Genomic DNA, 22,065 nt, shown 5'->3' with positions numbered 1-22,065 from the left:
TAGTCGAAATACGCCCGAGTGTCATCGCAAGACTTCCGCCGCTACCGGCCGGGCCTCTCGCCATGCCGGGATCGCTTCGGCGAGAACACGCCACGCTGACCGCAGGAAGATGAGCGCGATGACGCCGCCCACCGCGATATCGGGCCATGCCGCGCCGGTCATGGCGACCAGCCCTGCCGCGATCAACACGCCGACGTGGAGGCGACGTCGTTGCGCGAGCACTCGAAAGTGCTGGACATATTCACGTTCTCAGACCGGAAGCGCCACAACATGGCGAGGCAGGTCAGATTGGCGACCAGCGCGGCGCTGCCGAAAGCCAGCATCAGCGAGGACGAGGGTGGCACGCCGTTCACGATCTTGTCGAAGATCTCGAACACCACTGCTATACCGAACACGAGGATGATGCCACCTTTGGCAAGCGCCGCGCCGGCTTCCCAGCGCGGGCCACGGCTCAGCGCATAGAGCTCAGCGCATAGACGACCGCATCGCCGAGCATGTCGACCGAATCCGCCATCAGCGCCGACGAGCGGGCGAAGACGCCTCCGCGAATTCGGCGACGAACATGACGAAGTTGATGACCATGACGGCGATCAGCACGCGCCGCTGAGCGGCCTTGCGGCCGAGCTGCGCGATCGTATCGCTTTTCCTGGAACAGCAGTCGTCCGCCATCATACCACTCGATTTGCGTGTTGAACCCCCATATGCACCCTCATGTCACTAGAGGGTCAAGGGCTCGCGCATGAAGATTGGGGAAATCGCGAAACTAACCGGCCTGAAGGTTGAGACCGTACGCTATTATGAAAGCGAAGGGTTGATCAGCGCGCCTCGCCGCAATGGCGGGAATTACCGCCTGTACGACCGGTCGCACGTGGAACGCCTGACATTCATCAAGCGCTCGCGTGACCTCGGCTTCACGCTCGATCAGGTACGCGACCTGCTCCGCCTGGCGGACGATCCGCGCGGATCTTGCGATGCGGTCGACGAGATGGCGGTGGTGCATATTGAGGAAATCGATCGCAAGCTCGCCGACCTCCATGCGTTACGTGACGAGGTTGCCACATGGGGTCGCTGTGACGCGACGACGATCGCCGAATGCCGGTTGATCGACGCTTTATCTTCACGGCTACCTTGAGCGCTGGCCCGACATTATCATCCGCGATATCTTTGTTCACTCTCCTGAGGCCGGGTCAAAGAGAAGCCGGCCACGATGGCAATTGCTACCAGGAGATATCTAGTTGACCGGTCAGCATGGCACACGCTGGACCGCAGAGGCCGATGCCGCGCTACGCCGCCGCGTGGCGGCCAGACAGACCATCGCACAGATTGCGCGTGAAATGGGGCGAACGATGGACGCGATCCGCGGCCGGGCGGCGACCTTGCGGATCACGCTTCGCTCTTCGCAACGACCTTGGCGGGACGGTGTTGCTCGTCGTCCTAGCGAGTAGGCGCAACCTCATGCTTCCATGCGCCGGAGAATTGGACAGTCCGGTCGATCATCGCCGTGGCAGCGGTTTACCAATTCTAGCAGCGTCGATCGCATATCTTCGAGCGTAGCCGCCTTACGCCCAAGTTCATCAGCGCGCGCTTGAGCGAGCATTTTTACTTCGCTGCTCGAACGGCTGCGATCCGACCAGAGGCCAAGTAGCGTCCTGATCTCCTCGATTGGAAACCCAAGATCGCGGGCATTGGCGATGAAGCGAAGGCGATGAACGTCGGGGTCGGCATAGTCGCGGTAACTCCCACGCCTTGCCGGCGCGGGCACGAGACCGATCTTCTCGTAATGGCGGATCATGCGCTGCGAGACGCCGCTGGCGTCCGATGCCGCCCCGATATTCACAGTTTCACCGTGTTCAGCCGGAGCGCGTTGAGGACCACGGTAAAGGACGAGAGAGCCATCGCCGCGCCAGCCAGCATCGGCGACAGAAGGATGCCGGACACTGGGTAAAGCACCCCGGCCGCGACCGGCACACCGATCCCGTTGAACAGGAACGAGAAGAACAGGTTTTGGCGGATGTTTCGCATCGTTGCACGGGCTAGCTTGCGGGCGCGCACGATGGCTGAAAGATCGCCGCGCGTGAGCGTCATGCCTGCGCTTTCGATCGCTACGTCTGTTCCGGTTCCCATCGCGAGCCCGACGTCGGCAGCGGCCAGTGCGGGAGCGTCGTTGATCCCATCACCAGCCATTGCGACCTTGGCACCACCCGCTTTCAGTTCGCCGATGATCCGTGCCTTGTCTTCCGGCCGCAGATCGGCGCGAACATCGTCCAAACCGCCCACAGCGCGCGCAACCGCGTCGGCCGTTCCCCTGTTGTCGCCCGTCAGCATGATGACACGCAGCCCCTCTGCGCGAAGCGCTGCAATGGCATCGCCCGCCGAAGCCCGAACGGGATCAGCAACCGCGAGCAAGCCGGCGAGCGCGCCGTCAATAGCGATCAGGATGACGCCGGCCCCTTCGCTTCGATGACGATCGGCCGCAGCGTCGAGCAGTTTGGGATCGGCGCCGACCCTGTTCATCTGTGCCGCGTTGCCGATCACCACCGAACGGCCGCCTGCCGTGGCACTGACACCCATCCCAGTTTGCGAGGCGAAGTCGGCAACCGTGCCGAGTTGTAATCCGCGTTCTTTGGCGGCGACGACGATCGCATGGGCGAGCGGGTGCTCGGACTGGCCTTCGACCGCAGCGGCGAGCGCAAGCACGTCGTTCTCTCCGACGGTGCCGGTTGCCTCGATCGCGATCAGCGACGGCTTGCCCTCGGTAAGCGTGCCCGTCTTGTCGATGACCAGCGTGTCGACCTTATCGAGCGCCTGCAGGCTTTCGGCGTTCTTAACCAGCACACCGGCCTGCGCGCCGCGACCGGTGCCGACCATGATCGACATTGGCGTAGCAAGCCCGAGCGCGCACGGACAGGCGATGACCAGCACGGCAATGGCATTGAGGAGGGCATGACCCATACGTGGCTCAGGGCCGACCAATGACCACACCACGAAGGTCGCGATCGAAATCAGCACGACGAGCGGCACGAACCAGCCCGAGACCCGATCGGCGACCGCCTGTATCGGGGCGCGGCTGCGCTGCGCTTCCGCGACCATCCGGACGATGCGCGCGAGCATCGTATCCGAACCGACCGCTTGGGCTTCCATAACGAGGCTCCCCGTGCCGTTCACCGTTCCCCCGGTGACCGCGGCGTCGACTTCCTTGAGGACGGGAGCCGGCTCGCCGGTGAGCATGGCTTCATCGACCGAGGAGCGACCCTCGACCACCACGCCGTCGACCGGGATCGCCTCGCCGGGGCGAACCCGCAGCCGATCTCCGGTCGCCACGTCGGCAAGGCCGACCTCTTCCTCCGAGCCGTCAGACCGCAGCCGTCGCGCTGTCTTGGGAGCGAGGTCCATAAGGGCGCGGATCGCGCGCCCCGTCGCTGCCCTGGCGCGCAATTCGAGCACCTGTCCGAGCAGCACCAGCGTCACTACGACGCCGGCAGCCTCGTAATAGACCGGGACCATGCCCCCGTGCATCCGGAACGTCGCAGGAAAGATGCCGGGCGCGAGCGTTGCGACCAGGCTGTAGAGGAATGCCGCACCGACGCCGATCGCGATCAGCGTGAACATATTCAGATGGCGGGTGCGAAGCGATGTCCACCCCCGCTCGAAAAACGGCCAGCCTGCCCACAGCACGATCGGCGCGGTCAGCGCGAGCTGGACCCAGGGCGAGGCGGCAGGGCTGACGACGTGCAAGCCCGTCATTTCGGCAAACATGGAGACGATCAGCAGCGGGATCGTGAGTGCGCCGGCTACCCACAAACGGCGCGTGAAATCGACCAGCTCGGGGTTTGGAGTATCGTCGAGTGAGGGTTCTTCAGGCTCTAGCGCCATGCCGCAGATCGGGCACGTCCCCGGCCCTTCCTGGCGGACTTGCGGGTGCATCGGGCACGTCCACATCGCACCCGGGGTCGCCATCGGCTCAGGCTTTGGCTTATCGCCGAGATAGGCGTTTGGGTTAGCGACGAACTTGGTCCGGCACCCGGCGCTGCAGAAATGATATTCGTGGCCGGCGTGCTCGGCATGGTGCGCCGTCGTCGCCGGATCGACCGTCATGCCGCACACCGGGTCCGTCACCTTGGCCGCACCGTCGGGCACCTTAGTTCCCGAACAGCAGCCACCCATTTTGCCGTGTTGTTGGACTTCCACCGGCGCGGTCGACGCCCCCGAGCAGCACGACGAGGGCTCAGCAGCCGGTTCGGCTAGCTTCGCTGAGCAGCCGCAACCCCCGGCTTGGGAATGAGAATGAGGATCGTTCATGGCGTAACTCCTTCGACCCGAAGCCATGTAGGGTCTGACATCGTGTCAAGGTCAACCCCCGCCCATTCTCGACCCCACTTAAGTGATACGCGCCCGCGACCCGTCCCCCTTGGCGATCTGTTGGAGGAGAGACGGTCGGCAAACTCAACGGTCGCTACATCGCGAGCGGGTAACTAGCCGCTCGCGATGGCACCAGCGACGTGCCTCTTTTCAAGGCACGATGCGGCTAGCGAACGGGTCGTTCGAGCTCGACGATATCATGCAGCTTCACGCCGCCAGTGAGCGGGGATGCAGTCGCAAAATGGTCGTTCAAGGTAGAATTGATGCGGACGGTGCCGATTTCGGTCCGCGTAAAGCTCGCACCGCTTCGCGGCCCGGGCCGCGACACATTGCGATAGACCTTGAGAACCTGACCGGCTTCGGCGCCGTCTGCCCGCCCGATGCACACGACAAGATTCTTGCCCGACACATCCACCACGCTTCCGCGCATGAAGAAGGTGTGGCCGATGCCGGGCGCGGCGATGGCCGGCTGCACTGCGCCCATGAGGGGCGCGGCGAGAAATGCGGCTGCAATCAAAAAGCGGCGTGCGGTCATGAAGAATTCCTTGGATTTGCGGGATCGCCTTGCAAGATTCCCCGTCTTTTGGACCGGCGACCGGACACGATGAAGCGTCGGAAAATACGCAGGCCGAGAATTTGTGCCTGCCGCCCTTGGCAGCGACGGCCGATCGCTACCCGTTCAAGTTGACGCGATGGCCTGGGCAAGCTCTGCAATTCAGGATCACTGCGGTATGTAAATCCCGAGTCTTCTTAGCTCGGTCCTGCGATCGTATCGGTGGGAGAGTGTCCCGGAACCATCGTCGAGGATCTCGCTATGAAACGTCTCTTTCTCGCCAGCACCCTGCCGTTTGTCTTGCTTGGAGGCTGCGTCACGACTTCGACCGCAGAACAACGTGCGAGTTGCGAAAAGATGGAAAGCGGGATGGGAACGGCTGACCGTCACGATCACAGCGAGCAAAAGGGAATGGGCAGGAGTTCCATGAACTTGACGCATGACCAATGTCGTCAGATTCTCGCTAAAAGCCGCTGATTGGCTTGCCTCGCTAAGGAGAGATCATGGCAATTGTGTCGACACCCCACCCGGACCGCCGGGCGGTCATGGTCGGTCTCACCGCTATGGTGGCGATGGCGAGCGAAACCGTAGCGCGCGCGGCGAAGCCGAGCGCGCTGTCCCCGATGGCAGCAGCGATGCGCGCCTGTATCGACGAATGCCAGAAGTGCCATACGGTGTGTCTTACCACTGCGACCGAGCTTAGCCGCGCTCCGGCGCTTCACCGGTCATCTCCCGCGCAGATCCTCGCGATGCTCGACGCTGCGCAGATTTGCGCCACAACCGCCGATTTCATGACGCGCGGGTCGGCGCATCACGCGGCGATGTGCCGTTTATGCGCCGACATATGCGAGGCTTGTATCCGCGCCTGTACCGGTATGCCCGGTATGGAGACATGCTTGGCGGCGTGCGTGAGCTGCGCGAAAAGCTGCCGGGCCATGGCAGCCATGGGCTAGGTTAGTTTGGGGGCCTGGTCCGGCGCCATGGCAGTGTCCCTTCGATCTCGACTGAGAGCGAGGCACTGAGGAACGTCCGGATCGCGATGATCAGCGCCAGAATGCCGAGGCTACGGAACGTCGGGGTCACGGCGATCGTCCCGATGATGTCAGCGGCAACCAGCAATTCAAGGCCGAGCAGCACTCCTCTTCCGATGGTTGTGCGAAACGACAGCATCGCGTCGGTCCAGTCTGCACCGCGCCGCAAAGCCCGGCCCAGCACCATTACGGCACCCAGCGCGACCGCGACGATCGTCGCCACGGCAGCAACCTCAAAGCCTACCGAAACCCCGTGAGCAACGGAGCTGACGGCAGCGGTCGTATGGTCAAGTGTCATTGCCGGAACCAAATCGTCGCGCCTTTCGTGTCAATGCATCTTCACCCAGCCGACCCCTTTGATGTTATTGAACGAGTCGGTCTGATGACATGCGAAGCATTGCTCGACACGAGCCTTGCCCTGCCCGGCGATCGTTTTGTCCATCATCGAAAAATGCATCATGTAGTGGCTTGGGGGTGCCTTGTGGCACTGGGTGCAATTGGTCGACCGAGGACTGGGATGAAGATATCCCTCGATCTTCCAGGTCTTAACGACGTGGCAAGACGCGCAATCCTGTCCAAAATATCCTTGGTGCTTGTCGCGTGTCGCGTGACAGGAGAAGCAGTTGAGCGAGCCTTCGTGACCCGTGGTCTTAGCGGCCACCTGATCCAAGATCGCATGATCCATCTTGATCGGTCGCGCAGCAGCGGGGTTGTGCTCGACGTGACAACCCCTGCATTCGCCGATGTTCGCGTGAAATGCCGTTGCAGGTTGGCTTAGAAGCTCAGGGGCAGAGGCATGGCAGGTGATACACTTGCTGGCCGCAATCCCGCCAGCCGGCACGTGGCAACTCTCGCATTTGTCGCCGATGAATGCGTGCGCCTTTGACAATGGCCCTGGACTGACGGCGGCTGTCCAACCGGGAACAGCGTTGCTGCCGAAGCGACCGACCGCTAGCGGCACCGCAATGGCGGCGAACAACGCCAAAGCCGCCAGGACGAGGTAAAAGGCACCGGGGAGCTTCAAGCGAGCCACCGCAGGCCGTAATAGATTCCGCTCCAGATGTGCAGGATCAGCAGGGCATACATCAGGATCGCCGAAACGATGTGGAGTATTACCCACCTCGCCAGAACGCGTTTGAGGGTTTCTCGCTCGCTGAGCTGAAATTCAAGGTCCGATATCGCGCCGAGCAATTCGTCGATATCGCCTGCATCCGACCGAGCGATCGGCTGCTCGCCACGGACCAACGCGTCATACCGGGTGCGAAGAGCGCCGAGCGCCTTTTGCTGGTCGCGTAGCTCCTCGCCGATCTGGGCGAGATAGTAGCGGCCAATGAAGCCGGTCCCGACCACGACCAGCATCGAGACGACCAGGGCGATGCCAAGCGGGCTTACGAACTTATGACCTGAATGCACGATGCCGAGCAGCGCGCCGATGGCGCCCGCGTAAACGTGGAACGTCAGCAGGACACCGACCGAAACGGTGTTCTTGGTGCGCTCTTTTACCCAAGGGATGCGCTTGGCGATCCAATAGCTGAGCAGGCTCACAAAAAGCAATGCGGCTGCTATTCCGGTAACGCCGCCAGCAAGGCTGCCGGGGAATCGGGGAGCGACGTGGAACAGAAACGCAGGAACGATCAGCACAAGGGCGGTCATGATTCCGCCGACGGTTACTTTTTCAGCTTCCGTCACTCAGGCCGCCACGACCAAATTGCCGGGCGACTTCGCTTGGCAGGCCAGAATCGTTCCGCCGGCCTTCTCCTCGGCGGTCAGGGCGTCCTCGACTTCCATCGTTACGGAGCCCTTGCTTAGCGGCACCTTGCAGCGCCCACAGGTTCCCACTCGACATTCAAAGTCGATGACGACGCCGATCGCTTCGGCCGCTTCGAGCACAGACTGGTCGGGAGCCAATGTTCCCGATTTGCCTGACGTGGAAAACTCGACGGTAGCCTGAGCCGAAGGTGCGCTAACCGCTGCGGCGCCAGCTCCGGTCGGTGCCGCAGCGACTGCGCTTGCCGGCGTCGGCTCTTCCGGTTCGTCCGCGGGAACCGGACCGCCCTTTGGCGGCGCAAAGTCTTCCGTCTTGATTTGATCGGGCGGGACTTTGAGTTGGGCCAGCGCATATTTGACCGCATCCATCATTGCCGGCGGTCCGCAGAGATGAACCCGGCGTTCCGCAATGTCCGGCGCGCATTTGACGATGAAATCGGGTGTGATGAACCCTACCGGACCCGTCCAGTCCGTCCCATCCGCCTTCGACACGATCGAGGCGATCGTAACATTTGGATGCGCCGCGCCAGATAAGCGATCTCCTCTCGGAAGATCAGATCTTGGGGTGAATTGGCAGCGCAGATGAGGTGAACTCGGTGCTCATACGATCGGTCAGTTAGGTCGCGCAGCACGCTCATCATGGGCGTGATGCCCACCCCCCCCGGCAATCAGCACGATACCTTTGGCTTCCGCGCCGGTAAAAAAGAATTTGCCCGACGGAGCAGTGATTTCAAGCAGATCGCCGGTTTTTGCGTGATCGTGGAGGTGTCTCGATTCAAGGCCGTGTTGTTCGCGCTTCACCGTCAGTTCGATGTACTCCCGCTGCGTCGGTGCCGAGGAGATCGTGTAGGAGCGCCGGACCTTTTTGACCGTCGATTTCGGAGGTGATCGTGGCGTACTGACCGGGCAGGAACACGAAAGGGAACGGGCCTAGATTGGCCTCCATCAACCGAAAGGTTTTGACCGTTGGTGTCTCGTCGAAGATCGCTTTGATCCTCAGCACCCCCTTCCACGGCCTTTGTACCGCGGGAGGTGCGGAAGGCGGAGGAGCGACGCCTTGACCGCCAAGCGGCCCACTCGCCACGCCCGCTGTTTGTTTGCTATCGCCATTCGGAGTGAGCCGATCAGCCAGCGCGCCAATGCGTCGCAAGCGCTGCCAGCGCAGGAACAGCATCGTTCCCAGCGCGGCTGCCAGGATCAGCATTGCGGCGACGTGGAGCCATGAAAGATCGCGAAAGCCGCCGTCCATTATCATGTCTCCGTTGGGGGCTATGGCGGTCTCGTTCTTGAACCAGGTCAATGCGATCCGTCGTGGCGGCCACGACTGGTTGAGCGCCTGCAATGCGCTTATGCCACTCTCGGCCAGCGATAGACCTTCGCGGGTTGTAGCGACCGCGCTTTGCGCGCTGGCGAGGTCGTTCTTCGATTGGGCATGATGCAGGTCGAGTTGCCCTGCCGAAAGCATCTGACCGCCGGAACCTAAACGCGCGATTGCCTCAGTACGAATGGCCTGTCGGGCTTCGCGCGTGAGTGCCGGCAAGTCCATCATCGCTGGATAGAATGGCTTGCCGCCCCTGGCACCGCAGCATCCTCCAACCGTCGCCGGTGCGCCAATCGCCGCCGGCGACGGCTTCATCATGTCCATCATTCCGGCAGGACCAGCAGGCGGCGCGGATGCAGCGACATAGGGGCATTGCTGGGCCGGGCCGGGGCTCGCGGCGCCGGATGGTGCGCGCGTGCTCCGACGGCGCCACTTGCGCCAACGCCGCCGACGACCCGGTGGTCATCAGCAGCGCAGCTAATCCCAGCAGAAAAGAACTTTTCGCTCGGTTTATCGGAGCCCTACCGGTCTTCATGCCAGTCCTACTAGGATCACATGTCGTCGGACATCGGCTTTGCCATCGGCGCCTTCGGAGCGGGCTTCGCCGCTGTCGGCTTCGCCTTGGCACGATGGCTATGCGGCTTAGCCTTCATCGGCATCGGCGCTGGCTTGGCGGCCATGCCTCCCATGCCGCAACAACCGGGCTTCTTCGCGGGCATCTTCATGCCACCCTCCATCTGTCCGTCGCCCATCGGCATCATCTTGTCATCACCCATCGGTGCAGGGGTCGATGACGGTGCCGGCGCCATTTGCGCAGCGGCAAGCGCTGGAGTGAACAACATCGCGGTAAATGCTAGGCCGATGGTCGATGCGCGAGCGCTGAAGTGTTGTTTCATTGCGATATCCTTAGTCTCGAGGAGCCCAGTGCGGCGGCAACTACATGCTCCGCCAAAAGGCGGCGCTGCGGGTCGCGAACCAAACTCCATCAAAGATGGACCGCTAGGAATGACACCGCCATCATCGGATAATACGCAGGCCACGCACCGACCCCTCGTTGAGTGCGACATTTATTCGGCATCCCGAGAGCTTGCCGCCTGGTAGGGGATTAAGTGGCCTAGCCTGTGATTTGCGCTTAGTGTCGGATAGGCCGGAGCTGAACGGCGACCTTCAAGACCATCGGAGGTGCGGCGTTGATCGACTTTGCCTACGCATTGAATTGGGCTGCGCGCCTCGCATGACGGAGGCGCTGCCCCCGAATGACGCGAACGCCGTTGCGGCAATGGCGCGGAGCAACTCCGCCATGGCCGAGGAACTTGGCCTGCTCATCGACGGCGCGACCGGCTACGCGATCTATATGCTAGACCCGCAGGGTCGCGTGACGATCTGGAATCTTGGCGCCGAGCGCATCAAAGGATGGGCCGAGGCAGAGATCCTAGGCCGCGACTTTTCAATTTTCTATCCCCCGGAAGACGTGGCTCTAGGAAAACCACAGGCCGACCTCGCGCTCGCCAGCGCTCTCGGTCGTGTAGAGGAAGAAAGCTGGCGGGTGCGCAAGGACGGCTCGGAGTTCCTCGCCAGCGTAACGATAACAGCACTCCGCGACGATGCAGGCGCGCTTCGCGGCTTTGGCAAGGTGATCCGGGAGATCACGGATCAAAAGGCGTCGGAAGCGGCGATCCTGCGGCGCGAACAGCATCTTCGCTCGATTCTCGCGACCGTGCCCGATGCCATGATCGTCATCGACGAAAGCGGGATCGTCTCCTCATTCAGCGCCGCTGCCGAACAGTTGTTCGGCTACGTCGAGGCCGAGGTTGTGGGACGCAACGTCGCCATGTTGATGCCCGATGCGGAGAAGCACGATCATGACACCCATCTCCGGACCTACCAGGAAACCGGGATAAAACATGTGATTGGCCATGTGAGGCCGCAAACGGCCATCCGCAAAAATGGCGAAACTTTCCCGATCGAACTCGCGGTAGGCGAGGCATCCATCGCCGGCGAACGCATCTTCACTGGGTTCATTCGAGATCTGACCAAACGACACGAAACCGAGCGACGCTTGAAAGAGCTTCAGTCCGAATTGGTCCATGTGTCCCGTGTCAGCGCGATGGGCACAATGGCCTCGACGCTCGCACACGAAATCAACCAGCCCTTAACTGCGATCGCGAACTACCTTGAGGCGGGTCGCGATATGATCGGCGTTACCGACGACGCCATGCTCAACGAGCTTGCTGAGGCACTCGATCTGGCGACCGCTCAATCACTCAGAGCCGGCACCATCGTTAAGCGGCTAAGGGCATTTGTGGAGGGCGGCGACACCGGATTCCAGATCGAGCAACTCGACGCGCTTGTGGAAGAGGCGACTAGCCTTGGCCTGCTCGGTGCGCACGAAGCCGGGATCACGGTTACGATGACGATCGCCGCCGGCCGCGATCGCGTCATGGTCGATCGCGTGCAGATCCAGCAGGTGCTGGTGAACCTGATCCGCAATGCGATACAATCAATGGCCGCCACGACCTGTAAGAATTTGACCATCGCGACCGCGCCCGACCGGAAGGGGTGGATGAAAATAACGGTCGCTGACACGGGTGCCGGCATCGACGAAGACGTCCGGGAGCGACTTTTTGAAGCGTTCGCGACCACCAAGGAGGACGGTATGGGGCTCGGCCTATCGATCTGCCGGACCATCATCGAAGCGCATGGCGGTCGTATTTGGGCGGACGCTGTCGTCACTGGCGGCACGGCGTTCCATTTTTGCGTGCCGCTAGCCGCCGATGGCGACGCCAATGATTGATGACCCACGAACCGTGCATGTCGTCGATGACGACGAAGCGATCCGGCAATCCATCAGCTTCTTGTTACGCAAGGCCGGATATACCGTGGAAACGTACCCCGCCGGTACGGCTTTTCTCAAAGCCGTCACCCGGAAAAGCCAAGGTTGCGTCCTGCTGGCGTCCGGATGCCAGATATCGACGGCCTGGAGGTTCAGGCCAGGCTTTCACAGCAAGGTATTGCGATGCCGGTCGTCATGCTCACCGGGCATGGCAACGTGACCCTGGCGGTTCGAGCGATCAAGGCAGGAGCTATCGAATTTCTCGAGAAGCCCTTTGAGCGACTAGTGCTGATCGACGCCATTGAAGCAGCCCTCAGACACGCTGCACGGACTGGACGTGACCATTTGGCGGCTGGCGATGCGGTCGTTAGAATCGCGGCGTTGACGGCGCGAGAGCGAGACGTCCTCGATGGCATGGTGCTCGGCAGGCCGAACAAGCTGATCGCATTCGAGCTGGGTATCGCAACACGCACGGTCGAGGTCCACCGGGCAAGCCTTATGGAAAAACTTTCCGCCCGCAGCTTGTCGGACGTGCTGCGCATTGCGTTCGCTGCGGGGCTGGGCGAGGCGGTGTAGCCTCGCCTTCTACGTACATACGCAGTCACTCGGACATGCAATCGCTTATTCCAACAAGGAATTTGCATGCCCGCTCGGACCGCCCTGAACCCCAACGCCAGTGTCGGTGTCTCGCTCGTTAACGGTGATTCCGCGACCAGGCATGCCCGCCAGATTATGCTGCGATCCTTGGGTTACAACGTCCGATCCTATGCCACATGCGTCGCCCTTCTCACCGATCCCCGCCCGCGCGATCAACAATGCATCATCATCGACATCGATACCCCGAAGGTTGACGGAATTGATCTCCTGCGCGCGATGCGGGCAGGCGGCTGGCGAGGTAAGGGCATCCTGTTGGCCCGTATCCCCCCGGAGAGCGAGGTTTTGCGCGAGGCCGAGCGCCATGGTGATAAGGTATTGGACCACGCCATTGGCGATGGTCGGCTGATCGCGGCGATTGCCACTTCTATAGGAAGCGGGCTGGAGGAGTGGAGCGCCGGAGTGTGAACGCCCGGATCAGCTTTGCCCTTCCCGCGGAAAAAGATATCTACCCGTCGGACTAAAACCGCAGGTGACAGCGCAGCGGCGAGCGCACGGGGGAATAATGGCGGCTCAACTCAGCTTGCGGACCATTGATGAAGATCACGACGGCCTCGTTCGACGCCTCATTGCACGATGGCGCGATGATCCGAGCGCAACCTATCGGAGCTGGTTCCTTTGGAATGAGCGACTGAAGAACTTCCGCTCGATCGGGCGCGGCATAGGCCAGGTGGTGGCGGAGATCGAACGCGGTACGTTCGGTGTCGCCTACCGTGGATCGTCGCTCGAAACTGTCGTCCATTCCGTTGCCGAGCAGCGCCAAATCTTCAAAGGCGCCGATCACGCCTTCCTGTGGAAGCCCAAGCTCCGCATCCCCGATATTTACGAGAGCCCGGAAAACCAGCGCGCGTTCGGCCGCTTGCTCGACGCCTGTTCGTGCTGCGATACGGCCGAGGAGATTATCGGCCATATCCACACGATCGACCGCTTGAAGATCAAGGGGCTTGGGCCAGCGGTGGCAAACCTGCTCTACTTCCTTCACCCGACGCTGGTGCCGCCCTTCAACACGGCGATCGTGAAGGGATACAACGCGCTGACCGGCGCGAACGTGAAGCTCGGGAGCTGGGAGCATTTTCTGGCAATGAGGTCCGGCGTTCTCGACTTGAACGATCGGCACCGCGACCTGCTATCGAACGACCTGGGCGCGATCGGCGGGTTGCTGTTCGACATCGGCTCCGATCGGTACCCGGCCCCTCCCCTCGACGGCAGCGGCGCGGCGCTGGCGAGCTGGGGGGAAAGGCTTGAAGCAGCGCGCGAGGAAGCGCGTACGCTCAGCAAGGCGGCGCTGCGCGAAGGCGAGAACGAGCGCACCCATACCGAAATCCAGGCTTGGCTTCGCGATCTAGGGCTGGCGCTCGGTTATGACGTGTGGATCGCATCGAACGATCGCAGCCGACCCTTTAACGGTTCGCCGTTGGGGCATGGGTGCCTTGAGCGCCTGCCCACCTCGATCGCAACCTCAAAAGGGGCGGACTCCATCCGCCTGATCGACGTGCTGTGGCTTGAGCGGGGTGGCGATCATGTCGCAGCGGCGTTCGAGGTGGAGCACTCGACCTCGATCTATTCGGGGATCGTGCGGATGCTCGACCTTGCGCTCAGCGGTAGCGACCTTCACGCGACCGCGGGGCTGTTCCTCGTCGCACCCGACGCCCGCGAGGCGGACGTTCGCGCACAGTTGCAGCGGCCAGCGTTCAGTCGCGTCGCCGACCTCGACATATCCTACCTGCCCTACAGCGAGTTGGAGAAGAACCGCGAGGCCATAGCCCGGTTCGGATCGGGACTGAAAGCGATCAAGGCGGTGTCGAGCAAGCTCGCATGACATCCTCCGGCGAGGGTTAGGAACGGAAGCCGCGTATCCTCTTAGAGTGGAGGAGAGCTGCCGTGACGATGATGCCTTCCCCGGTCCCCTGGCTCGATACGGTGCTGGTCGTATGGTTCGCGCTGACTGCGCTTTCCGTCGCTTACGTCGCCTGGGATGCCTTCATGCACAACCCCGAGCTTAAGGTGATGAAATGGGGTTGGCTGTTGGTCACGCTCTATGGCGGACCGATCATGGCCGCAGCCTATGTCCTGTCCTGCCAGGAGCCGGCGACAGAGCGGCATGAAGACTTCATTCGGCCGCTTTGGAAACAGGCGTTCGGCTCGGCTATTCATTGCATGGCTGGGGACGCGACCGGCGTCATCGCCGCTGCGGCGATCACGACGGCGCTCGGCTTGCCGATGTGGCAGGACGTGATCGCGGAGTATGTGTTCGGCTTCGCGTTCGGGCTGCTTATCTTCCAGGCGCTGTTCATGCGCGACATGGCGGGCGGCTCCTATGCCCGAGCGCTCCGAATGTCGTTCATCCCCGAATGGCTGTCGATGAATGCCGTGATGGCCGGCATGATCCCGACGATGGTGGTGTTGATGAGTCGGGACATGGCCGCGATGCACGCCAGCTCGCTTCGCTTTTGGGGCGTCATGTCGCTGGCGACGCTCGTCGGCTTCGCCGTCGCCTATCCGATCAATCTATGGCTTGTCGGCGTCCGGTTGAAGCACGGCATGGGGACGGTGCGAGCACTTGGGCATGGCGGGCACGAGGTCGCGGCGGAGCCGCGATCGACGCCACCCATGCCCGGCATGGAACACGATACCATGCAGGGGATGAGCGACATGGCGATAGGTTCGCGCGCGACCAGGCCGCAGATCATCGCGATGACGGTGCTGACACTCGTCATGCTCGGCGCGGGGGTCATCATTGCGACGCTGTTCGGCCGCTGGGCCATGTAGCTTTGCCGCGATCGACGAAATTGCGGCAAGGGATGATCGCGCGGGGCGCGTATCTATGAGCAGGCGGGGGCTCACACGGAGATAGACCGATGCACCAGATCGACCTCGCCATGAAGGCGTGTATGGACGCCTGCCACGACTGCCATGTGACCTGTCTTCAAATGGCGATGAACCATTGCCTCGAGATGGGCGGCCAGCACGCGGCGCCCGAGCATATCAAGATCATGGCCGACTGCGCGCAGATTTGCGCGGTCGCGATCGACTTCATGGCGCGCAAATCGGCGCATCACCAGCATATCTGCCGCGAGTGCGCCGAGATCTGCCGGGCGTGCGCGGCTAGCTGCGAAGGGCTCGAGGGCATGGAGGATTGCGTAGCGGCGTGCCGCAAGTGTGCTGACGCCTGCGACAAGATGGCGGGCTAATCCCCGCTCGCGCGGGCGGCTCGCCGCCCGCGCGCAAGGACCGATTTGCTAATGCCCGATCCGAGCGATCACGTCGAAAAGCTCGACGGTAAATTCCGTCAGCAGTTCGATCGCCGCGCCTCCAAATACCAGCAGGCAGACCCCCAGGGCGATGAGCTTTGGCACGAAGCTCAGCGATTGTTCGCTGATCGAGGTAGCGGCCTGAATCATGCTGATGATCAAGCCGACGATCATCATGGGCACGAGCAGGACGACGCAGATGAGCGCCAAGACCGCCAGCATCCTGCCCGACTCGTCGAAGAGGATCGACTGATCCATCAGTGCGAAAGGCCGGGAGTCGGGAAGACCACCCGGCCAATCATCACATCGCCGAGGCAGGTGGGGCGAGCGTCCCAAGCCAGGCGACCAGCCCAAGGATGACGACGACACAGGCGGTTTCGGCTGCCAGGCTCCCCCGTAGCGCGCCGAGCGCGCCACGATGATCGGCATTGGCGATCGACTGCTCGAACGCTGGTGTCAGCCGAAAGCGATTGAGCGAGGCAAGGCCCAGCATTAAGACAAACAGCGCCAGTTTGGCGAGCAAGAGTTGACCGTAGAGCGTCGTGGCAAGTGCTGCGACGTTGTCAATCCCGACCAGCATCCATGCGTTGACCAGACCGGTAACTACGACCGTGGCGACCACAATCGTCCCGACCGTGCCGAAACCGTGCAGCGCCCGGTGCGTCAGGCCGAGATGCGCTGCGTCGACCTCAGCAGCCGGACGTGACACGAGCAAAAGCAGGCCGAGCAGCGCGCCGACCCAGGCACCCGAGGCGATCAGGTGGAGAATGTCGGCGATGAGGTGGACCCAGCCCATCGCGGCTTCGTCCATCGCCCCGTGTCCGGTCCATGGCAGCGTTCCAAGGGCAATGCCTGAGGCAAGCATAACGCCCGACAGCCACAGACTACGCTGAGCGGCGAACATCGCAGCAAAAGCAGCCACAACGAGCGCAACCATCCGAAGCTTCCAGGCGGCACCGATAGCGGAACCCGTGAGCAGCCCGCCAATCGCTTCCTGGTCGAGCGGCCAAAGCGGCGTTCCGGCCATCGAGGAAGCCATGAGGACGAGCCAGCCGATTGAAAGCAGCAGGCTCAAGATCGCACTGCCAACCAACCATAGGGGCAGCGCGAGCGCGTTGCTGCGCTCGCGTGCCCGTAGCCCATAAAGGCTGAATGCGGATAAACCGAACAGCGCCGCCATCGCAAAATAGAGCGCAAAGCGGACGCCGATCAGCGACCAATCAGACATCGGCTCACTTTACCGTAAAGGCGTAATTGCCAGCGACCTTGTGCGTGTCGGTCGAGACGATGTGCCAGTCGACGGTGTACCGCCCAGCGGCCAGCCGCCCCTTGGGCGTAACCACCAGCGTACGACCATCCGCCGCAAGCGCCGCAGTGCTCGGCATCTTCATTGCTGCCATTCCGGGCATCGCCGCCATCGTGAGGTCAGCTTTGGAGAACGCTGGCATCAGCTTCTCGCTGAACTGGAGTTTGATCTGTGCGGGCTTCGCTACGGTCGCATTGGCGGCCGGGCTGGCGGAGAGCAGCTTGGGATGGGCATTGGCTGCGCCTGCAAAAGCGACGAGTGCGGTAGCAGCGATCAGGAATGGTAGGCGACGCATGGAGGTCTCTTTCGTGTTGGTTGTCCTTCTCCTTCATACGCGGCTTCGTCGGCTACCCCTCAGATCGCTTCATCGCAGAGCGTCTCGCTCGAAAATTGGTCGTGAGATGCGATGGCATCAAATCGGCATGCTCATGATATCCTTGTAGGCAGAAAGCAGCTTGTTGCGCACTTGCAACGTCGCCTCGAAGCCGATCGAGGCTTCCTGGCGAGCGAGCATCACCTTGGCGATGTCGGTTTCCTCCCCCCGCTCATATGCTACCGTCAGAGCGCCGGCCCGCGCATTCACCGCATTCATTTTTTGCAACTGGGACTGGAATGTCGACGCGAAGCCGCCCTGCTGCGCCGTTCCGACCGGCGCCACTCCCCCCGGGGCCATTGTCGTTCCGGATGGAGTTCGGATCCGCGACTTTCTGAAGCGCAGTGTTCATTGCGGCTTCAAAGGTTGGCTTGCCCGCGGCACCGGGACCGGTCAACGAGAGCGGGGTGCTCGCGACGTTGCGAAGCGCAGCGTTCTTTTCGAGAACCGCGCTGCGGATGGCCATGATGTTGTTGATCGACATGCTGCTCACGATCGCCTCTGTGGGTGGAGACAGATCGGGCACGGTAGCGACGCATAAATTAGAAATTGGTTAATACCGGTTATTCTCAATTGAAAAATTATTAAAGGGTACATTTCCTCATTGGGTTCGGCCAGCAAGCGTCTCGCTCGTACGTCCCGCGGCTCGCTAGCACCGGCTGGGCACCATGAGGGGTTAGGGCTTCGCTCGCGTAACCTATGCTAGAGGGTGGAGTGAACGACATGGACGACCTCGACGCGATGTTGACCAGGCTGGCGCAGGCGCCCTTGCCGAGTAGCATTGACGGAATAGAAGCAGGGTGCTCGCGCGTATCGCTGCGCGGCCTGTAGCGAGCGCCAGCATGGGGATGGGGGCGATAACGGTTGCTGCGGCGCTCGTGTTTGGCATTGTTGGCGCAGGCATTCCCGCACGCGAGGCTCGTGCAATGACACCCCTGTCACCCTTGGGACCGACGTCGCCACTTGCACCCTCGACCTTACTTGTCGGAACTCCATGAACGGGCGCGCCCGGCTGGCGGTAGGTGTGATTGCGTGCTTCATCGCCGCGATCAGCGGTGTGTTCGTCGGGCGGGCGCTGCTCCCTTCGCAGATTCAGCCCGGAAATGAACTGCATGAGGTGCTGCATCACAAACTGGCGCTAAACGCGAACCAGCAGGCCCGCGTCGAAGCGTTGGAGCAACGGTTCTCGGTGCAGCGGCGGGCCTTTGAGCTTGAACTGAGGGCCGATAATGCGCGGCTGGCCGAGGCGATCGAGACAGAGCATGGTAACGGCCCCCGCGTCGCCGCGGCGGTCGATCGGAGCCACGCCGCTATGGGCGAGTTACAAAAGGCGACGCTCGCCCACGTATTCGCCATGCGGCAGCTTCTCCGGTCCGACCAGACCGGCCAGTTCGACCAGGCGGTGGTCAAGGCGCTCACCGACGATCATCATTAAGCCTGGGCGGTGAGCCTCGACTGGAAAACGCTGTCCGAAGCGGAGCTTGCGACACTTTGTATTGCCGGCCGAGAGACAGCGTTCGCTGAAATCATGCGCCGAAACCGGCGGCCGGTGTTCCGGGTGATCCGCGCTTGTGTGGGTGACACGGACGAGGCGCTCGACCTGTTGCAGGAGACGTTCATCGCCGCGCACCAGGCAATGCACCGCTACGACGGTGAGCGATCAATGCGCACCTGGCTATCGACGATCGCGATCAATAAATGCCGTGACTGGGGACGGAAGCGAACTGTTCGGCGCTTTCTGTCATTGGCTACGCCGATCGGCGCCGAAGCGGAGGCCGTGGGGGACAATCAGGTGGCACCCGATGACGCGGTCGGCGATCGGCAGGAGTTGAATCGAGTAGCAAGGGCTATTGCCGCCTTGCCTATCACATTGAAGGAGCCCTTGGTGCTTCGCACAATCGAAGGGCTCAGTCAGGCCGAGACGGCCGCCATATTGTCGATCAGCGAAAAGGCGGTGGAGACCCGGCTATATCGCGCCCGCACAAAGCTCCTGGAGAGTTTGGGCGGGCGCACCAGGTGACGCGCTGCCAAGCTTGCCAAAGGGCAGCTCCATCGGGCAGCTAGCCCGCTTCGCCCGCGCAATTCAGGTTTCCGAAATTCGATTATCCGGTCACCTTCGCGCACCAGTGCGAAACGTGGATGAGGGGTCAGGCTGCGTCGCACGTAATAGAATGTGAAGCGCCCTTTGGGGTGCTCGCGTCGTTTATGCATGAGCCCGAACTGACCATTAAACTCAGCGACGGCAGGACTTTCTAACATACGGCAGGACTTTCTAACATAAAGGCATCGATATGCGTCGGACAGCTGTTTTCCTCCTGGCCACCACCATCCTTTTTGCCGGCACGGCAGAAGCGCGGACGTATGACCTCGTCCTCGACCGGCAGAAAGTTGAGGTCGAACCAGGTCGAAAAGATATGGCCATCACGGTCAATGGCGGAATTACGGCACCGGTGTTGCGGTTCACCGACGGTGAGACTGCGACTATTCGGGTCACCAACCACCTGAAGGAAACGACCTCGATCCACTGGCATGGCCTGCTGGTGCCAGGATCGAAGGACGGTGCGCCCGGGTTCAATGGCTTTGCCGGCATCAAGCCCGGCGAGACCTACACCTACACCTTCAATCTCCGGCAGACCGGGACCTATTGGTATCACGCGCACTCGGCGACCCAGGAGCAGGAAGGCCAATACGGGGCGTTCATCATCGATCCCAAAGCCGGCAGCGATATCGCGGTCAAAGCGGACCGCGATGAAGTCGTGCTGCTTTCAGAGCATACGCGCACCGCGCCGGAGCGGATATTGCGCAACCTGAAGGGTGATTCGGGATATTACAATTTCTCCAAGCGAACCACGCCCGAGCTGTTTCGCGATGTTGCGAAATTCGGCTTGAAGAAGACCTTGGCGGACCGTGCGGCCTAGAACAAGATGCGGATGGATCCGACCGATATCGCCGACGTTGGCAACTACACGCTGCTCGTGAACGGGCAGCCGAGCAGCCGCAAACCTTACCTTCCGTTCACGCCCGGTGAGAAGGTGCGGCTTCGGATCATCAACGGCTCGGCGATGAGCTTCATGGATGTTCGAATCCCCGGATTGACGATGACCGTCGTTGCGGCCGACGGTCGGGCCGTCGAGCCCGTCACGGTCGATGAGTTCCGCATTGGTGTTGCCGAGACGTACGACGTGATTGTCGAGCCCAAGGCAGGCCAGGCCTATCCGCTGTGGGTGGAGACGCTTGACCGCAGAGCGTCCGTGCTGGCGGCGATTGCGCCTCGGGAAGGGATGGCCGTGACGGCACCGGCGCCGCGTCCGCGCCAGGTCTTGTTGATGAGTGAGATGGGCAGCATGGGCATGTCGATGGGCGGCGATGGCAAGCCGATGGCAGGCATGGATCATTCCAGCGGCTCGATGCCCGGCATGGACATGAGCGGCGGGAAATCGATGGACATGGCTGGAATGAACCAATCTGGAGGCTCGATGCCGGGCATGAACATGAGCGGCAATGCGGGCGCTTCGGCGAAGTCTTCAGCCAGTTCGAAGGCAGGGTCGAGCCATTCCACCTCGGGCGCCATGGCCGGAATGGACATGGGCGATAGCAAGTCGATGGCTATGGCTGGAATGGACCACTCGGGCGGCTCGATGCAGGGCATGGACATGAGTAGTAAAGCTCCTGCGTCGTCAGACCACACGAAGATGCCAGGAATGGCTAGTGCATCGATGATGGCCAGCAACACCCCTGCGCGATCGGGGAGTGCGGTCCAGGCGACCTCATCCGGCAAGAAGGAGACGCCGTTCCCCCGCGTCGATTACGGCATGGGGTCCGATACGACGGCTGGCATGGACGGGATGGCGATGACCGATGGCGGCATGCCGGGGATGACCGGCAATAGTCAGGCAATGGCCGGCGTGGACATGGGCAGCGGCAAGATGGCCATGCCCATGCAGCATACCGGGATGGCCGGGATGGCCGGCGGTAGCGGGTCTATGGCTGGAATGGATATGAGCGGTGGCGGAGGCAGCATGGCTGGCATGGCGGGCATGTCGATGACATCGCTTGCCGACGAGGGCGACACTGACGGATCGGGGCGAGTCTTCGGCTGGGCCACAGGCGCTCCTTATGGAGCGCGCGTGCTTTCGGTAAAAGACTTGCGAGCACTGGCCCCGCAGCGTGACACCCGCGCACCGACCCGGACGATCGTCATCAAGGTGTCGGGCAACATGGAGCGCTATATCTGGACGCTTAACGGCGCCAAGTTCGGCGAGGCACCGCCGATGAAGGTTGCATTTGGTGAGCGGGTTCGCATTACCTTCGTCAACGAGACGATGATGGCGCATCCGATGCACCTGCACGGGATGTTCTTCCAGGTCGAAAACGGGCAGTCGGCAGATCGGCTGCCCGACAAGAACGTCGTGACGATCGCTCCCGGCAAAACGCAGTCGATCCTGCTTACCGCAGACGAAGCCGGGGAATGGCCGCTTCACTGCCACCTGCTCTACCATATGGAGAGCGGCATGATGCAGAAGCTTATCGTGGCGTCGGTCAGTCAGCCAAACGGGATGCCCACGCCTGCAATGCAGTCGATGCCTGGGATGGATCACGGGACGGGAACGAATTGAT

Annotated in this window: 27 protein-coding genes and 3 pseudogenes; 14 read left to right on the top strand and 16 right to left on the bottom strand. The window is 62.0% G+C overall.

Going from position 1 to position 22,065, the window contains the following annotated elements; all coding sequences use genetic code 11:
* Window positions 1-21 precede the first annotated feature (21 nt).
* A pseudogene (locus NI18_RS27670) lies at window positions 22-669 on the bottom strand (cation transporter).
* 70 nt (window positions 670-739) lie between these two features.
* Between NI18_RS27670 and NI18_RS00290 the strand changes: the two are divergent.
* A complete protein-coding gene (locus NI18_RS00290) occupies window positions 740-1,132 on the top strand; it encodes a helix-turn-helix domain-containing protein (RefSeq protein ID WP_037527198.1) in 393 nt (130 codons plus the stop codon).
* 321 nt (window positions 1,133-1,453) lie between these two features.
* Here the strand turns inward: NI18_RS00290 and NI18_RS00285 are convergent, their stop codons facing one another.
* The 3 genes from NI18_RS00285 to NI18_RS00275 form a co-directional block, all read right to left on the bottom strand.
* A complete protein-coding gene (locus NI18_RS00285) occupies window positions 1,454-1,837 on the bottom strand; it encodes a MerR family DNA-binding protein (RefSeq protein ID WP_037527196.1) in 384 nt (127 codons plus the stop codon).
* Window positions 1,834-4,164, bottom strand: coding sequence for a heavy metal translocating P-type ATPase (locus tag NI18_RS00280; protein WP_306286137.1), 2,331 nt, complete (start codon window positions 4,162-4,164; stop codon window positions 1,834-1,836). The genes NI18_RS00285 and NI18_RS00280 overlap by 4 nt, the downstream gene beginning before the upstream one ends.
* A gap of 361 nt (window positions 4,165-4,525) precedes the next feature.
* Window positions 4,526-4,894, bottom strand: a complete 369-nt coding sequence (locus NI18_RS00275) for a hypothetical protein (protein ID WP_052148874.1) — start codon at window positions 4,892-4,894, stop codon at window positions 4,526-4,528.
* Between the two features lie 279 nt (window positions 4,895-5,173).
* Between NI18_RS00275 and NI18_RS22785 the strand changes: the two genes are divergently transcribed.
* Both NI18_RS22785 and NI18_RS00270 read left to right on the top strand, forming a co-directional pair.
* Window positions 5,174-5,389: a hypothetical protein gene (locus NI18_RS22785; RefSeq protein ID WP_084214899.1), complete on the top strand. Its 216-nt coding sequence runs from the start codon at window positions 5,174-5,176 to the stop codon at window positions 5,387-5,389.
* A gap of 26 nt (window positions 5,390-5,415) precedes the next feature.
* The gene (locus NI18_RS00270) at window positions 5,416-5,865 is read left to right on the top strand and encodes a four-helix bundle copper-binding protein (RefSeq protein WP_052148873.1); all 450 of its coding nucleotides are present in this window, start codon (window positions 5,416-5,418) and stop codon (window positions 5,863-5,865) included.
* Window position 5,866: 1 nt separating this feature from the next.
* On the opposite strand, the gene NI18_RS00265 is transcribed toward NI18_RS00270, so the two are convergent.
* The 8 genes from NI18_RS00265 to NI18_RS00245 form a co-directional block, all read right to left on the bottom strand.
* Window positions 5,867-6,166: a DUF1622 domain-containing protein gene (locus NI18_RS00265; RefSeq protein WP_052148885.1), complete on the bottom strand. Its 300-nt coding sequence runs from the start codon at window positions 6,164-6,166 to the stop codon at window positions 5,867-5,869.
* Window positions 6,167-6,271: 105 nt separating this feature from the next.
* A complete protein-coding gene (locus NI18_RS00260) occupies window positions 6,272-6,967 on the bottom strand; it encodes a class III cytochrome C family protein (RefSeq protein WP_037527320.1) in 696 nt (231 codons plus the stop codon).
* Window positions 6,964-7,632 (bottom strand): iron reductase, encoded by a 669-nt coding sequence (locus NI18_RS00255; protein WP_037527189.1) that lies wholly within the window; start codon window positions 7,630-7,632, stop codon window positions 6,964-6,966. The genes NI18_RS00260 and NI18_RS00255 overlap by 4 nt, the downstream gene beginning before the upstream one ends.
* Window positions 7,633-8,202 (bottom strand): 2Fe-2S iron-sulfur cluster-binding protein, encoded by a 570-nt coding sequence (locus tag NI18_RS21885; protein WP_052148871.1) that lies wholly within the window; start codon window positions 8,200-8,202, stop codon window positions 7,633-7,635. It lies immediately after the preceding gene.
* A complete protein-coding gene (locus NI18_RS22780) occupies window positions 8,163-8,348 on the bottom strand; it encodes a hypothetical protein (protein ID WP_198526909.1) in 186 nt (61 codons plus the stop codon). Before NI18_RS22780 ends, NI18_RS21885 begins: the two co-directional genes overlap by 40 nt.
* Window positions 8,323-8,523, bottom strand: a complete 201-nt coding sequence (locus NI18_RS22775; protein ID WP_306286136.1) for an FAD-binding oxidoreductase — start codon at window positions 8,521-8,523, stop codon at window positions 8,323-8,325. Before NI18_RS22775 ends, NI18_RS22780 begins: the two co-directional genes overlap by 26 nt.
* The gene (locus NI18_RS21880) at window positions 8,486-9,358 is read right to left on the bottom strand and encodes a hypothetical protein (RefSeq protein WP_052148870.1); all 873 of its coding nucleotides are present in this window, start codon (window positions 9,356-9,358) and stop codon (window positions 8,486-8,488) included. The genes NI18_RS22775 and NI18_RS21880 overlap by 38 nt, the downstream gene beginning before the upstream one ends.
* A gap of 224 nt (window positions 9,359-9,582) precedes the next feature.
* Window positions 9,583-9,927 (bottom strand): hypothetical protein, encoded by a 345-nt coding sequence (locus tag NI18_RS00245; protein WP_128081994.1) that lies wholly within the window; start codon window positions 9,925-9,927, stop codon window positions 9,583-9,585.
* 338 nt (window positions 9,928-10,265) lie between these two features.
* On the opposite strand from NI18_RS00245, the gene NI18_RS00240 reads away from it, so the two are divergent.
* The 6 genes and pseudogenes from NI18_RS00240 to NI18_RS00215 all read left to right on the top strand — a co-directional run bounded on the left by NI18_RS00240 (window position 10,266) and on the right by NI18_RS00215 (window position 15,709).
* Window positions 10,266-11,825, top strand: a complete 1,560-nt coding sequence (locus NI18_RS00240; protein ID WP_306286114.1) for a PAS domain S-box protein — start codon at window positions 10,266-10,268, stop codon at window positions 11,823-11,825.
* A pseudogene (locus NI18_RS00235) lies at window positions 11,821-12,440 on the top strand (response regulator). Before NI18_RS00240 ends, NI18_RS00235 begins: the two are co-directional and overlap by 5 nt.
* A 168-nt stretch (window positions 12,441-12,608) precedes the next feature.
* Window positions 12,609-12,926, top strand: coding sequence for a hypothetical protein (locus NI18_RS00230; RefSeq protein WP_198526908.1), 318 nt, complete (start codon window positions 12,609-12,611; stop codon window positions 12,924-12,926).
* 97 nt (window positions 12,927-13,023) lie between these two features.
* Window positions 13,024-14,337 carry a hypothetical protein gene (locus NI18_RS00225; RefSeq protein WP_037527185.1) on the top strand — a complete coding sequence of 438 codons (1,314 nt, stop codon included), beginning with the start codon at window positions 13,024-13,026 and terminating at the stop codon, window positions 14,335-14,337.
* Window positions 14,338-14,405: 68 nt separating this feature from the next.
* Window positions 14,406-15,287: a DUF4396 domain-containing protein gene (locus tag NI18_RS00220; protein ID WP_037527313.1), complete on the top strand. Its 882-nt coding sequence runs from the start codon at window positions 14,406-14,408 to the stop codon at window positions 15,285-15,287.
* 89 nt (window positions 15,288-15,376) lie between these two features.
* A complete protein-coding gene (locus NI18_RS00215; RefSeq protein WP_037527184.1) occupies window positions 15,377-15,709 on the top strand; it encodes a four-helix bundle copper-binding protein in 333 nt (110 codons plus the stop codon).
* Between the two features lie 48 nt (window positions 15,710-15,757).
* On the opposite strand, the gene NI18_RS00210 is transcribed toward NI18_RS00215, so the two are convergent.
* From NI18_RS00210 to NI18_RS00195, 4 genes and pseudogenes are all read right to left on the bottom strand, one after another.
* The gene (locus NI18_RS00210) at window positions 15,758-16,027 is read right to left on the bottom strand and encodes a flagellar biosynthetic protein FliQ (protein ID WP_037527183.1); all 270 of its coding nucleotides are present in this window, start codon (window positions 16,025-16,027) and stop codon (window positions 15,758-15,760) included.
* Between the two features lie 43 nt (window positions 16,028-16,070).
* Window positions 16,071-16,997 carry a copper homeostasis membrane protein CopD gene (copD, locus tag NI18_RS00205; RefSeq protein WP_037527182.1) on the bottom strand — a complete coding sequence of 309 codons (927 nt, stop codon included), beginning with the start codon at window positions 16,995-16,997 and terminating at the stop codon, window positions 16,071-16,073.
* Window positions 16,998-17,001: 4 nt separating this feature from the next.
* Entirely contained in the window at window positions 17,002-17,370 is a 369-nt protein-coding gene (gene copC, locus NI18_RS00200) for a copper homeostasis periplasmic binding protein CopC (RefSeq protein WP_037527181.1), read from the bottom strand.
* Window positions 17,371-17,487: 117 nt separating this feature from the next.
* Window positions 17,488-17,700, bottom strand: a pseudogene (locus tag NI18_RS00195) (flagellar hook-basal body complex protein FliE); the annotation flags it as partial.
* A 155-nt stretch (window positions 17,701-17,855) separates the two neighbouring features.
* Here NI18_RS00195 and NI18_RS24870 point away from each other — a divergent pair.
* From NI18_RS24870 to NI18_RS00175, 5 genes are all read left to right on the top strand, one after another.
* Window positions 17,856-18,005 (top strand): hypothetical protein, encoded by a 150-nt coding sequence (locus tag NI18_RS24870; RefSeq protein WP_157840459.1) that lies wholly within the window; start codon window positions 17,856-17,858, stop codon window positions 18,003-18,005.
* Window positions 18,006-18,442: 437 nt separating this feature from the next.
* Window positions 18,443-18,883, top strand: a complete 441-nt coding sequence (locus NI18_RS00185) for a periplasmic heavy metal sensor (protein ID WP_037527177.1) — start codon at window positions 18,443-18,445, stop codon at window positions 18,881-18,883.
* A gap of 9 nt (window positions 18,884-18,892) precedes the next feature.
* Window positions 18,893-19,468 (top strand): RNA polymerase sigma factor, encoded by a 576-nt coding sequence (locus tag NI18_RS00180; RefSeq protein WP_037527173.1) that lies wholly within the window; start codon window positions 18,893-18,895, stop codon window positions 19,466-19,468.
* 271 nt (window positions 19,469-19,739) lie between these two features.
* Window positions 19,740-20,366: a multicopper oxidase domain-containing protein gene (locus tag NI18_RS21875; RefSeq protein WP_052148868.1), complete on the top strand. Its 627-nt coding sequence runs from the start codon at window positions 19,740-19,742 to the stop codon at window positions 20,364-20,366.
* A gap of 12 nt (window positions 20,367-20,378) precedes the next feature.
* Window positions 20,379-22,064 carry a multicopper oxidase domain-containing protein gene (locus NI18_RS00175; protein WP_198526907.1) on the top strand — a complete coding sequence of 562 codons (1,686 nt, stop codon included), beginning with the start codon at window positions 20,379-20,381 and terminating at the stop codon, window positions 22,062-22,064.
* Window position 22,065 lies beyond the last annotated feature (1 nt).

Source organism: Sphingomonas sp. Ant20, from assembly GCF_000783375.1.
Classification (GTDB): Bacteria; Pseudomonadota; Alphaproteobacteria; order Sphingomonadales; family Sphingomonadaceae; genus Sphingomonas; species Sphingomonas aerolata.
The sequence above is the reverse complement of the archived record's forward strand: the minus strand, read 5'-3'. Positions and strand labels throughout refer to the sequence as shown.